13 protein-coding genes are annotated in these 12699 nt (G+C 65.2%); 6 read left to right on the forward strand and 7 right to left on the reverse strand.

Going from position 1 to position 12699, the window contains the following annotated elements:
• Positions 1–28 precede the first annotated feature (28 nt).
• Together C8J40_RS05495 and C8J40_RS05500 are read left to right on the forward strand one after the other, a co-directional pair.
• Positions 29–1672, forward strand: coding sequence for a helicase HerA-like domain-containing protein (locus C8J40_RS05495; RefSeq protein ID WP_132896129.1), 1644 nt, complete (start codon positions 29–31; stop codon positions 1670–1672).
• 170 nt (positions 1673–1842) lie between these two features.
• Entirely contained in the window at positions 1843–3087 is a 1245-nt protein-coding gene (locus C8J40_RS05500) for a M20 family metallopeptidase (RefSeq protein ID WP_132896130.1), read from the forward strand.
• 150 nt (positions 3088–3237) lie between these two features.
• On the opposite strand, the gene C8J40_RS05505 is transcribed toward C8J40_RS05500, so the two are convergent.
• The 3 genes from C8J40_RS05505 to C8J40_RS05515 all read right to left on the reverse strand — a co-directional run bounded on the left by C8J40_RS05505 (position 3238) and on the right by C8J40_RS05515 (position 6966).
• The gene (locus C8J40_RS05505) at positions 3238–4350 is read right to left on the reverse strand and encodes a serine hydrolase (RefSeq protein ID WP_243693217.1); all 1113 of its coding nucleotides are present in this window, start codon (positions 4348–4350) and stop codon (positions 3238–3240) included.
• Positions 4351–4468: 118 nt separating this feature from the next.
• Positions 4469–6046, reverse strand: a complete 1578-nt coding sequence (nadB, locus tag C8J40_RS05510) for an L-aspartate oxidase (protein WP_132896131.1) — start codon at positions 6044–6046, stop codon at positions 4469–4471.
• The gene (locus tag C8J40_RS05515; RefSeq protein WP_132896132.1) at positions 6043–6966 is read right to left on the reverse strand and encodes an ABC transporter ATP-binding protein; all 924 of its coding nucleotides are present in this window, start codon (positions 6964–6966) and stop codon (positions 6043–6045) included. Before C8J40_RS05515 ends, nadB begins: the two co-directional genes overlap by 4 nt.
• A gap of 263 nt (positions 6967–7229) precedes the next feature.
• Between C8J40_RS05515 and C8J40_RS05520 the strand changes: the two genes are divergently transcribed.
• Together C8J40_RS05520 and tldD are read left to right on the forward strand one after the other, a co-directional pair.
• Entirely contained in the window at positions 7230–7463 is a 234-nt protein-coding gene (locus tag C8J40_RS05520) for a zinc-finger domain-containing protein (RefSeq protein ID WP_031393477.1), read from the forward strand.
• 18 nt (positions 7464–7481) lie between these two features.
• The gene (gene tldD, locus C8J40_RS05525; RefSeq protein WP_132896133.1) at positions 7482–8909 is read left to right on the forward strand and encodes a metalloprotease TldD; all 1428 of its coding nucleotides are present in this window, start codon (positions 7482–7484) and stop codon (positions 8907–8909) included.
• Here the strand turns inward: tldD and C8J40_RS05530 are convergent.
• Complete coding sequence (locus C8J40_RS05530) at positions 8906–9196, reverse strand: CcdB family protein (RefSeq protein ID WP_060523792.1); 291 nt, start codon at positions 9194–9196, stop codon at positions 8906–8908. The genes tldD and C8J40_RS05530 overlap by 4 nt on opposite strands.
• On the reverse strand, positions 9197–9442 hold the full coding sequence (locus C8J40_RS05535; RefSeq protein ID WP_132737655.1) for a type II toxin-antitoxin system CcdA family antitoxin: 246 nt from the start codon (positions 9440–9442) through the stop codon (positions 9197–9199). It abuts the gene before it with no gap.
• A gap of 49 nt (positions 9443–9491) precedes the next feature.
• Between C8J40_RS05535 and C8J40_RS05540 the strand changes: the two genes are divergently transcribed.
• Together C8J40_RS05540 and C8J40_RS05545 are read left to right on the forward strand one after the other, a co-directional pair.
• Positions 9492–10052 (forward strand): pyridoxamine 5'-phosphate oxidase family protein, encoded by a 561-nt coding sequence (locus C8J40_RS05540; protein WP_132896134.1) that lies wholly within the window; start codon positions 9492–9494, stop codon positions 10050–10052.
• Positions 10049–10246 carry a DUF2007 domain-containing protein gene (locus C8J40_RS05545; RefSeq protein WP_132896135.1) on the forward strand — a complete coding sequence of 66 codons (198 nt, stop codon included), beginning with the start codon at positions 10049–10051 and terminating at the stop codon, positions 10244–10246. The genes C8J40_RS05540 and C8J40_RS05545 overlap by 4 nt, the downstream gene beginning before the upstream one ends.
• A 207-nt stretch (positions 10247–10453) precedes the next feature.
• Here C8J40_RS05545 and C8J40_RS05550 read toward each other — a convergent pair whose 3' ends face one another.
• Positions 10454–11782, reverse strand: coding sequence for a sorbosone dehydrogenase family protein (locus C8J40_RS05550; protein WP_132896136.1), 1329 nt, complete (start codon positions 11780–11782; stop codon positions 10454–10456).
• A 289-nt stretch (positions 11783–12071) separates the two neighbouring features.
• Positions 12072–12635 carry an outer membrane beta-barrel protein gene (locus C8J40_RS05555; protein ID WP_165911369.1) on the reverse strand — a complete coding sequence of 188 codons (564 nt, stop codon included), beginning with the start codon at positions 12633–12635 and terminating at the stop codon, positions 12072–12074.
• Positions 12636–12699: the final 64 nt, after the last annotated feature.

Below are 12699 nucleotides of genomic sequence, written 5' to 3' on the forward strand. Positions count from 1 at the left end.
TCGGCGCCGGATACAGAGGACGAGACCCATGACCGAAGGCATCTTCATCGGCGCGAGCGTGGACGGCAAGCCGCAGACGCTCGAATTGAAGCGCGCCAACCGCCACGGCCTGATCGCGGGCGCGACCGGTACCGGCAAGACGGTGACCTTGCAGGGCATCATCGAGGGCTTTTCCGCAAACGGCGTGCCGTGCTTCGTCGCCGACGTGAAGGGCGACCTGTCCGGGCTCGCGATGGCCGGCTCGCCGACCGCGAAGACGCACGCGACCTTTGCCGAACGCGCCAAGGCGATTGGCGACGATAGCTGGGCCTATGCCGACAACCCGGTGCAGTTCTGGGACCTGTTCGGCGAACAGGGCCATCCGATCCGCACCACGATCAGCGAGATGGGGCCGCTGCTGCTGTCGCGGCTGATGGACCTGAACGAAGTACAGGAAGGCGTGCTGACGATCGCCTTCCATGTCGCCGACAAGGAGGGGCTGCTGCTGATCGACCTCGACGATCTCCAGGCGATGCTGACCGAATGCGCCGGCCGCGCCGACGAGCTGACGGTGACGTACGGCAACGTCTCGAAGCAATCGATCGGCGCGATCCAGCGCTCGTTGCTCCAGTTGCGCACGCAGGGCGCGGAGAATTTCTTCGGCGAGCCTGCGCTCGAGATGAACGATTTCATCGGCGTCGACGACAAGGGGCGGGGGATCGTCAACATCCTCGCCGCGGACAAGCTGATGGCCTCGCCGAAACTGTATGCGACGTTCCTGCTGTGGCTGATGAGCGAGCTATTCGAGCATCTCCCCGAGGTCGGCGATCCCGACAAGCCGGTGCTGTGCTTCTTCTTCGACGAGGCGCATCTGCTGTTCGACGAAGCCCCCAAGGCGCTGCTGGAGAAGATCGAACAGGTCGTCCGCCTGATCCGCTCGAAGGGCGTCGGCGTGTATTTCATCACGCAGAACCCGATCGACATTCCCGACACGGTGGCGGGTCAGCTCGGCAACCGCGTCCAGCATGCGCTGCGCGCGTTCACGCCTCGCGATCAGGCGGCGGTGCGCTCGGCGGCGGAGACGTTCCGTGCCAATCCCGGCGTCGATGTCGCGACGATCATTACCGAGCTTAAGGTGGGCGAGGCGCTGGTGTCGCTGCTCCAGGCGGATGGCGCGCCGACCCCGGTCGAGCGTACGCTGATCAAGCCGCCCGCCTCGCGCGTTGGCCCGATCACGCCGGCCGAGCGGAAAGTGATGATCGAGACCGATGCGATCAGCGCGAAATACGATACGCTGGTCGATCGGGAGTCGGCGGAGGAGTTGCTGGCCGCGAAGACGCAGGAGGCGAGTGCTGCTGCCGCTGAGGCCAAGGCAACGACCGAGGCGGAGAAGGCTGCTGCCGCGCAGGCTAAGCTCGATGCGAAGGCAGCGAAAGAGGCGGAACGCACTCGCATCGCGGACCAGCGCGAGGCGGATCGCCAGCAGCGTGAGGCTGACCGCGAGGCTGCCAATTCGCCCTGGACCAAGATGGCATCGTCGGCGACACGCGCCGCCAGCTCGTCGATCGGTCGGCAGGTGGCGAACGAGATCGGCAAGCAGGTCTTCGGCACCAAGTCGCGCCGGTCGTCGTCGAGCGGTGGCTTGGTCGGCACCGTGTTGCGCGGGGTGTTAGGCGGCCTCTTCCGGGGGTAGACTACCTCAACGATCGGGGGCGGGCTGCCCCACACAAACGCCACCCCGGCGAAGGCCGGGGCCCAGTTGGAAAGGTCGATGTAACAGAGCGCAGTCCGCCGTTATCTCTGTTCCCCAACTGGGCCCCGGCCTCCGCCGGGGTGGGCTCAAATGCTAGACAGGAGTTCCCGATGTCCCTCGATTTCGAATCCGCCACAGACTGGGCCCCGACCGACTGGACTGCCGTCGGCGAGGACAGCCTCGACGACGCGATCAGACTCCGCCGCGCGATCCACGCCGATCCTGAAGTCGGCCTTCACTGCCCCCGTACCTCAGACAAGGTGAAGGCCGCACTTGCCGGTCTCCCGCTCGAAATCCGCGAAGGCACTTCCACCACCGGCTTCGTCGCGATCCTGCGCGGTGGCCGCGCGGGCAATGCCGGCGGCAACGGCCGCACCGTCCTGCTACGCGGCGACATGGATGCGCTGCCGATGCAGGAGGAGACCGGTCTCCCGTTCGCGTCGAAAATCGATGGCGCGATGCACGCCTGCGGGCACGACTCGCACACCGCGATGCTGGTCGGCGCGGCCAAGGCGCTATGCGCTCGGCGCGACGAGCTTCCCGGTACGGTCGTCTTCATGTTCCAGCCCGGCGAGGAGGGCCATCACGGCGCCCGCCATATGATCGCCGATGGCCTGCTCGACTCGCCGTTGCCCGAGGCGGGCTTCGCGCTGCACATCTCGCCCAACATGCCGATGGGCCATGTCGTCAGCCGCGCGGGCACGTTGATGGCCTCGACCGACACGCTGCGCGCTACGATCACCGGGCGTGGTGGTCACGCGGCTATGCCGCACGACTGCCTCGATCCGCTGCCGATCGCCTGTGAGATCGTTACCGCCTTGCAGACCTACGTCGCGCGCCAAGTGGCGGTCACCGACCCGGCGGTGCTGTCGATCACCAAGCTCAACGCCGGCAGCGCGCACAACGTCATCCCGTCGACGGTCGAGATGCTCGGCACGATGCGGACGCTGTCTGAGCGCACGCGCGAACAGGTTCGCGCCGCGTTCATCCGCATGGTCGAGGGCATCGCCGCCGCGCACGGCGCGGTCGGCACGCCGACGATCGAGGAGGGCTATCCGGTCACCGTCAACGACGAGCGCGCCACCGACCTGATGAAGGCGTGCGCGACTGCGATCGGTGGCGAGGGCGCGTATCAGGTGATGCCGCCGATGATGGGCGCGGAGGACTTTTCGTACGTCCTCCAAAAGCTGCCCGGCGCGATGGCGTTCATCGGCGCGGCGCCGGAGGGCAGCGATCCGCGTACCAACCCGCCGCTTCACAACACGAAGATGACGATCGACGAGCGTGTGATGGCGCATGGGATCGCGATGCACTGCGCGGTGGCGGAGCGGTTTCTGGCGAACGGGTTCGACTGAGGGCGATCCTGTAGGGACGACTGCTCGTCTTACGTCATCCTGACGACAGTCAGGACCCAGAGCTGGATACGGTATCGCCCGTCATCCTGGGTCCTGACTTTCGTCAGGATGACGGTAGGGTGGAGTTCATCCGCCCCGATACCGCTGATCTCAGTTCGAAGGCCGCGTGGTCCCCGCATACTTCGCCACCGCCGCCGCAGCCGCCTGGATCAGCCGCTGCCGCTCCGGCATTGGCCTGATCGTATCCCCGATCATCACCGCGATCGCATACCGTCGCCCATCTGGCGCAGTGAGCAGCCCGACGTCGTTGAAGCCGGCATTGCGGCGACCCAGGTCCTGCCCGGTGCCGGTCTTGTGCGCGATCTCCCAGCCGCCGGGGAGCGCCGCACGAAGCCGGGCGCGACCGGTGACCGAACGCCCCATCGTGTCGAGGAGGATCTTGGTCGAGGTCTCCGACAAGATATCCCCCTTCGCCAGCCGCGCAATCGCATCGGCGATCGCGATCGGCGCCGCACCGTCAGGCGGATTGCGGACATACGCATTCAGCGCGGCCTCGCGCACCGCCGGGGACAATCGGTTGCGCGCGGTCATGAAGCCGCCGTTGACCGCATAGGACGGCTGCCAGACGAGCCCAGCGGTGCCGCTCTGCAACAGCCGCTCGCCTGGCCCGAACCGGATTGCGCCGAGCTGCTTCCGCGCGATCATCGACCGCACCGCCGACGGCCCGCCGACCCGCGCCAGCAACCGGTCGTTCGCGGTATTGTCGCTGTGCGTCAGCGCACGCGTCAGCAGGTCGTTGATCGTGGTGTGATACCCGTCGCCTTTCACCAGCATCGCGATCGGCTGGTGGAACAGCGTCAGATCCTGCGGCCGCACGACGATCGGTTCGTCGAGACGCAGCTTGCCCTGGTCGCGCAGGTCCATCACGGTCATCGCGACCCAAAGCTTGCTGACCGATTGCTGCGGCAGTAACTGACGCCCGCCGGCCTCGACCGTCCAGCCATCGTCGACCGCACGCACCGCGATGCCAGCCTTGCCCTGGAAGCCGCTCTGCAATTCGGAGATCGCGTTGACCAGGCTCGCCGGCGCGGGTCGCAGCGCGCGTGGCAGCGGTGGTGGCACCGGGATCGACACGAACCCCTCGGCCTGATGCACCGGCCCGACTGCGGGCGGGCTTGGCCGCGACGCCGATCCGCATCCGGCGAGCGCCATGCCGAACAGGGTCGTGGTCAAAAGACGCTTGAACGCACTCGCGGATGTCATGATCGATGGAACGCCCTGCACTGAAGCACCGACCCTTATCCGTTGATCCGGCGCGCGAAACAGCGGCCAAGCGGCGCTGCGACGAAGCGCGCCGACGGTGCGCCCAATCGCGCGGCGATCAGGGAACGAGAACCGTATCGACCGCGTCCGGCAGCGTCTCGGGATAATCGAGCGTGAAATGCAGCCCGCGGCTTTCGTGCCGGTGCAGCGCGGACCGGACGATCAACTCGGCGGTCTGGAGCAGGTTGCGCAGTTCGATCAGGTCGGGCGTGACGCGGAAATGCTGGTAATATTCGGCGACCTCTTCGTTGAGCAGCTTGATCCGGTGTTGCGCGCGTTCGAGGCGTTTCGTCGTGCGGACGATGCCGACGTAATTCCACATGAAGCGGCGGATTTCGGTCCAAGTCTGCTTGATCACGACCTCTTCATCGGAGTCGGTGACGCGGCTTTCGTCCCACGGGCGGATCGGCGGGGGCGGGGGCAGCGAGTCCCACGCGGCTGCGATGCTGTCCGCCGCCGCGTCGCCGAACACGAAGCATTCGAGCAGCGAATTGGAGGCGAGCCGGTTGGCGCCGTGCAGGCCGGATTCGGTGCACTCGCCTGCCGCATACAGGCCCGGAAGATCGGTCTTGCCGTGTTCGTCGATGACGATGCCGCCGCACGTATAGTGCTGCGCGGGGACGACCGGGATCGGCTGCGTCGTCATATCGATGCCGAGCCCGAGCAGTTTCTCGTGGATGTTCGGGAAGTGATGCCGGATGAATTCGGCCGGCATGTGGCTGATGTCGAGATGAACGTAGTCGAGGCCATAGCGCTTGATCTCGGCATCGATCGCGCGCGCGACGATATCGCGGGGGGCGAGTTCCATCCGCGTAGGGTCGTAATAGGTCATGAAGCGCTTGCCGGTCGACGGGTTGATCAACCGCCCGCCTTCGCCGCGGACCGCCTCGGTGATCAGGAAATTCTTGACCTCCAGATTGTAGAGGCAGGTCGGGTGGAACTGCATCATCTCCATGTTGGAGACGCGCGCGCCTGCACGCCATGCCATTGCGATGCCGTCGCCGGTCGCACCGCGTGGGGCGGTCGAGAACAAATAGGTGCGGCCCGCGCCGCCGGTCGCGAGGATCGTCGCGCGCGCGGTGTAGAGCGCGACACGCTCGGTCTTGCGGTCGACCGCGTAGACGCCCCAGACGTTGCCCGCGCCTGAATAGCGTTCCTCGTGGCGGCCGGTGGCGAGGTCGATGGCGATCTGATCTGGGACGAGGGTGATGTTCGGATGTGCTTCGGCGGCCTTCTGCAAAGCCTCCTGCACCGCCCATCCGGTCGCGTCGGCGACGTGGACGATGCGGCGGTGCGAGTGGCCACCTTCGCGGGTCAGGTGGAGCGCATTGCCTTCGGTCTCGAACGGTACGCCGAGACGTGTCAGGCGCTCGATCGCGGCGGGGGCACCCTCGACGACCATTTCGACGATCGCGCGGTCGTTGAGCCCGGCGCCGGCGACCATCGTGTCCTCGACATGGTTCTCGAACGTGTCGCCGGGTTCGAGCACGGCGGCGATCCCGCCCTGCGCCCAGGCGGTCGAGCCTTCGTTGAGCGCGCCCTTCGCCAGCACGGTGACCTTGAACCGGTCCGCCAGGTTGAGCGCCGCGGTGAGACCTGCGGCGCCCGAGCCGACGATCAGGATGTCGCTCGTCATGCGTTGGCGGCGCGGGTCAAGCTGAGGAAGACGTCCTCGAGATCGGGTTCCTTGGTCGAAACGTCGACGATGCCGAAGCCGCTGCCTTGAATCGCGGCGAGGACTTCGCCGGCGTTAACGCGGTCCTTCTTGTAGGTGATTTCAAGGGTGCGCGTGCCCTTGAGAGTGATCTTCTGGAAGCAGGCGTTGGCGGGGATATCGGTCACGTCGCGATCGACGGTGACTGCAACGATCTTCTCCTGCGCCTTGCCGACCAGTTCGCGGGTCGGTTCGTTGGCGATCAGGCGACCGTTGTTGATGATCGCGATCCGGTCGCAGAGTTCTTCGGCTTCCTCGAGATAATGCGTGGTGAGAACCACCGTCACGCCAGCCTGGTTGAGGCTGCGGACATAGGTCCAGAGCTGTTGGCGCAGTTCGATGTCGACGCCCGCGGTAGGCTCGTCGAGGACGAGGACGGGCGGCGAGTGGACCATCGCTTTCGCCACCATCAAGCGACGCTTCATCCCGCCGGACAGCGTGCGGGCGTAGGCGTGCGCCTTGTCCTCGAGATGCACCGCGCGGAGCAGTTCCATCGTGCGGCGTTTCGCCTTGGGGACGCCGTAGAGGCCGGCCTGGATTTCCAGCGTCTCGAATGGTGAGAAGAACGGATCGAACAGGATCTCCTGGTTGACGATGCCGATCGACGCCTTGGCGTTGCGCGGGTGCTCGTCGATGTCGAACCCCCAGATCGCCGCGCTGCCGTCGGTCTTGTTGACGAGGCCGGCGAGGATGTTGATCAGCGTGGACTTGCCTGCGCCGTTGGGGCCGAGCAGGCCGAAGATCTGGCCGCGCGGGACGTCGAACGTCACGCCGTCCAAGGCACGCTTGCCACCAGCGTAGGTTTTGCAAAGGTTCGAGATTGCGATCGCAGCTTCGGTCATGGCTGCGGCATAGCGGGGGCCGCAAGGCGGGTCATCCCCTGATGCTGCAAGAAGATGTGTTCACGCGAAGGCGCAAAGGCGCGAAGGATCCGGCGCGCAGACGATCGGTCGGCAGACAAAACGAACTGCGCCGCCATAGGCGATTGAAAAGTCGCCGTGCGACAAGCGCAACATCTTCGCGTGAACCATCTTCTGTCGCAGGGCAACGGACGCGGGTGGAAGAACCAATTGCCCGGCCCGCGCGCGCTTGCTATCGCCCCCTCATGCATCCGCCGCTCGAAACCACCCGCGTCACCCACGCCCGCGTCGCCTGCGACGGCGCCACCGACATTCCCGGCGGTGCGGCACTCGGCCACCCGCGCGTCTGGTTGCAGATCGACGAGACCGGCTACGTCGATTGCGGCTATTGCGACCGTCGCTTCATTCTCGTCGGCGGCGCTGCGGACGGTGCGGACCAGTCGACTTTGCGCGATCACGGGGATGGCGCAGGGCGCTAAGCCTCTTATATCTATCGGATGACGATAGCAGCAGACCCCCGTTCGTTCCTCTACCGCGATACCCTGGACCCCGAACAGGCGCAGGCGCTGACCGCCAAGGCGCTCGGCAAGGCCGATGACGGCGAACTGTATCTCCAGTACCGCAAGGCCGAGGCGTTCGGGTTCGACGACGGCCGGCTGAAGACCGCCTCCTACGATACGAGTTCGGGGTTCGGCCTGCGCGCGGTATCGGGCGAAATGACCGCGTTCGCGCATTCAAACGAGATGACCCCCGCCGCGATCCGTCGCGCGGCCGAGACGATGGCGCTGATCGAACCCGGCGTCGCCGGGAAGGCTGGTCCGCCGCAGGGCACCAATCAGCGCCGCTACACTGCCGCCGATCCGCTCGACCTCGTGCCGTTCGCGGACAAGGTGAACCTGTGCCAGACAATCGACGCTGCGGCGCGCGCCCGCGATCCGCGCGTCGCGCAGGTGTCGGTCAGCCTGTCGGGAACATGGTCGGTGGTCGAGATCGTCCGCGCCGACGGTTTCGTCGCCACCGACGTGCGGCCTTTGGTGCGCCTGAACGTTTCGATCGTTGCCGAGCAGAATGGTCGCCGCGAGACGGGGAGCTACGGGATCGGCGGGCGCTATCTCTACACCGACCTGTTCGAGCCTGAGACCTACAACCGCGCGATTGACGAAGCCTTGTCGCAGGCATTGGTGAACCTCGACTCGATCGCGGCACCCGCTGGCGAGATGACCGTGTTGCTTGGCAATGGCTGGCCCGGCATCCTGTTGCACGAAGCCATCGGCCACGGCCTCGAGGGCGACTTTAACCGCAAGGGCACGTCAGCCTTCTCGGGTCGCATCGGGGAACGCGTAGCAGCCGAGGGCGTGACAGTGGTCGACGACGGTTCGCTTCAGGATCGCCGCGGCTCGCTGACGATCGACGACGAGGGCACGCCGACGCGCGAGACCGTGCTGATCGAGGACGGCATCCTCAAGGGCTATATGCAGGACCGCTTGAATGCGCGGCTGATGGGCGTCGAAGCGACCGGTAACGGCCGCCGCGAAAGCTACGCGCACGCACCGATGCCGCGGATGACCAACACCTTCATGAAGGCCGGCAACGACGATCCCGCCGAACTACTGAGCCGGGTGAAGAAGGGCATCTTCGCCAAAGCGTTCGGCGGCGGGCAGGTCGACATCGTGTCGGGCAAGTTCGTGTTCAGCTGCACCGAGGCGTATCTGATCGAGGATGGCAAGCTGGGAGCACCGATCAAGGGCGCGACGCTGATCGGTGATGGCCCGAGTTCGCTGACCAAGGTGCGCGGGATCGGCAACGACTTCGCGCTCGACGAGGGTATCGGGATCTGCGGCAAGGGCGGACAGTCGGTGCCGGCTGGCGTCGGGCAGCCGACGTTGCTGGTCGATGGACTGACGGTCGGCGGGACGGCTGCTTAAAACCCAGAGATCAACATATCGAGCGCAGCCTTGATCTCGAACTGTGCTGCGTCGAGTGTAGTGACGGTATCTTCGATATCGCGGACATCGATCGCGCGCGCTAGCGGCGTGATCATGGTCAGTGCCGTGCCGTCGATAACGAAGGTTGGCGTAAGCCTCTTGAGTGCGACGGTGTCGGTCGGGCGAAGCGGCACCACGAAGCGGGTCGGCAAATCAGCCAGAAGATCAGACTGGCAATCGATCACCAGAACGTTGCCGCGGACGCGGTAGACGTCGAACTGTGCCATTCAGAGCGACCGCAAATGCGCGAGCGGATCGCCGTTCTTTTCGTACCAGTGGTTCCAGCCCTCGATCGCCTCGCGATTTTCTTCCTTCCAGCGCCGCTCCTGTTCGACTTTCGTTGCCTGCCTGATAGCGTGTTCGCTGATCTGGGACAGGTTGAGCCCTGCCTCCCGTGCCGCCGCTACGATGCCGGTATCGAGCGACATATTGACCGATTTGCGCTTGCCGGTTGCGATGGGATCATGTTTCATGAGCATAGAGTATGCGCGTCAACGATGCGCGTCAATTCGGAGCCAAACGATGGACTTCTTCCCCGCGCTCACCGACGATCATCGCGCGTTCGTTGCGCGGCAGCCGGTATTTTTCGTTGCGACAGCCGCGGAAGGCGCGAGGATCAATCTCAGTCCCAAGGGCATGGAAAGTTTTCGCGTACTCGATCCGAAGACGGTCGCGTATCTCGATGTCGGCGGGTCGGGAAACGAGACCAACGCGCATCTGGGTGCGGACGGGCGTATCACGATCATGTTCTGCGCGTTCGACCAGCCCGCGCTGATCTTCCGCATCTATGGCAAGGGGCGTGCGGTGTTGCCGCAGGATGACGGCTGGGCCGAGCTTTACGCGCGGTTCACGCCATTGCCGGGTACGCGGCAGATCTTCGTGATCGATGTCGACGAGGTGCAGACGAGTTGCGGTTGGGGCGTGCCGTTCATGACTTTGGACCGCGAGCGCCAGACGCTGTCGAAATATCACGCAGCGCAGACGGGGACCGAGCGGCTGGCGAAATGGGCGGGGCGGACCACGAGCATCGACGGGCTGCCGGTGCGAGTCGCGACCGTGTTGCCGGACTGTGCCGGAGAATGAGCCTCGTCGAACTGGGGCGGTACGGCCGCAACGAGCCGCATATCATCGTCGGGCGGCTCGAGAGCGAAGGCATCCCGGCGATCGCGTTCGATGGTGGGATGTCGATCATGGAGGGTAGCTGGTTGCTGATCCCGGTTCGCGTGATGGTCGACGAAGACGATCTGGACGAGGCTAGGGGGATTTTAGCGGGGTGAGCGAGTGCGTTAGGCGTCAGTAAATTGGCGCCAGATTAAGCGAACACTTCTGCGCTCTCCAATAACCGACGGTATCCGTCATGCCGGGCTTGTTCCGGCATCCACGGTTCAGCAAGCTACGTGGGTTCGCGTTTGCGGAACGGTGGACCCCGGAACACGTCCGGGGTGACGGAAAAGGGCAAGACCTTTGCCCGCCTTCCGCAGAGATCAGCCCCCCGCGCTAACCCGCCAGATCGCATTGCCGACGTCGTCCGCCACCAGCAGGCCACCAGTCTTGTCGGTGATGACGCCGACCGGGCGGCCCTGTGCGTCGCCGTCCTTGTTCAGGAACCCGCTCAGCACGTCGGTTGGCTTGGCATTCGCTGCCGGGAAGCCGGTATCGCCGAACGGCACGTACACGACCTTATAGCCTGACACCGGCTTGCGGTTCCACGAGCCATGCTCGCCGACGAACGCGCCATTGGCGAAGCGATCGCCGAGCTTCGCATCCGCCGAGAAGGTCAGGCCGAGCGCGGCGACGTGCGGTCCGAGCGCATAATCGGGGCGCTTCGCATATTGCTGGAGCGCGGGGTTCTTCGGCTCGACGCGGCTATCGGGATAGCCGCCCCAATAATACCAGGGCCAGCCGAAGTGATCGCCGAACTCGACCTGCGTCAGGTAATCGGGGGCGAGATCGGAGCCGAGCATGTCGCGCTCGTTGACGACGGTCCACAGCCCGCCCGACTTGGGATTGATCGCCATGCCGTTGGGGTTGCGCAGGCCCGCGGCGTAGATTCGCCAGTTCTTGTCCTTGGGCCATACCTGCAGGATGTTGGCGCGGTATTTCTCGGCGTCCATGCCGTTCTCGGCGATGTTCGAGGAGGAGCCGACGCCGACGTACAGCGTCTTGCCGTCCGCGGCGGTAATGACGTTGCGCGCCCAGTGATTGCCGCCGGGGTTGAGCTTGATGACGAGCTCGGGTTTGGCGGTGATCTTGGTCGCACCGTCGGTGTAGGGGACGCGGACCAGTGCGTCGGTGTTGCCGATGTAGAGCTGTCCGTCGAGCAATGTCATGCCGAACGGCGAGTTGAGCCCGGTCATGAACACCGACTTCGTTTCCGCAACGCCGTCGCCATTCGCGTCGCGGAGCAAGGTGATGCGGTTCGCGGACGGCACGCCGGCGCCAGCGCGGCCCATCAGGACCTTCATCACCCAGCCGGTGATTCCGCCGCCCTCGCGCGGCGGCGAGTTGGTTTCCGCTACCAGCACATCGCCATTGGGCAGGCGGTACATCCAGCGCGGGTGATCGAGCCCGGTCGCGAAAGGCTGGACCTTCAGGCCCGCGGCGGGCGTCGGCATCGCGCCGTTCTGCCAGCCGACGACCTTGGCGACTTTCACGGTCGGGATCGTCTGGATGCGCGGATCGGTGATCTTGGGCAGCTTGCCCGCGACCTGGTCGACCGACAGTTCCGCCGTATCGGGCCAGGCGACATAGGTGACGCCCGCGGCGATCACGAGCAGGATCAGGCCAAGGACGATGAGGATGTGTTTGCGCATACGGGGAGATTAGGGGGGCGAGGGGATTGGGGCAATGGTTACGGCAAACTCCCCGTCGCCCCAACGCTCGCCGCGTCCGTCATCCCGGCGAAAGCTGGGATATTCATGAGGGAGGTACGGTGGCTTGAACCGGGAGATCCCAGCTTTGGCTGGAATGACGGGTGAGGGGGGGCTTCCACTGACGATGCGCTCACAGTGAGCCCCCTCCACCCCGCCGCTGTGCGTCGCGGTCCCCCTCCCCGTGCCGGGGAGGAGTAAAAGGCCGCCGGCATCTCGAACAGGACGGAGATCAGAACCGGATCGGCATGCCCACGAACGCTTGCCACGTCTGGTTGTCGACGTGCTTGACGTCGAAGCGGACCCCGTAACGGCGACCGAGACGGTATTCCGCACCACCGCCGACGACGAAGCTGCTGCCCCACTTATTCGTGTCGCCGATACCGAGCGCGTCGCGAATACGGTATCTGTTGCCGCCATAGCCGACCGATCCGTACGCCATGACGCGCGGTGTCAGGACGTAGCCGGCACGCGCCGTGCCCCGAACACCGAACTGGGGCCGTTGTTCGTAGACCAGCGTCTCGAACGTCGCCCTGTTGTCCCGGCCTCCTGTGGTACCGGCAATCTCGAGGCCGAGCCGCCAGTTGCGGGATGCGGCGATGTCATAGCCAGCGAACACGCCGCCACCAAAGCTGCTGGCCCTGTAATAACGATCATAGCTGGCGACGAGCGTGTCGTTCTCGTAGTTTTCGAACTGAAGCACGAAATGGTGTTCGAGTAGTCCGGCCTCGACACCCACCGACGGACCGGTGAAGGGAAGCTCCACTTCCTGGGCCGACACTGGGCTTGCTACCATTATCGCTGCCATAACGCCTGCATACTTCATCGCTGATCCCCTTTTTCGAGAAGGAGATAATTGG

Source organism: Sphingomonas sp. PP-CC-3A-396 (assembly GCF_004343105.1).
Lineage (GTDB): Bacteria > Pseudomonadota > Alphaproteobacteria > Sphingomonadales > Sphingomonadaceae > Sphingomonas.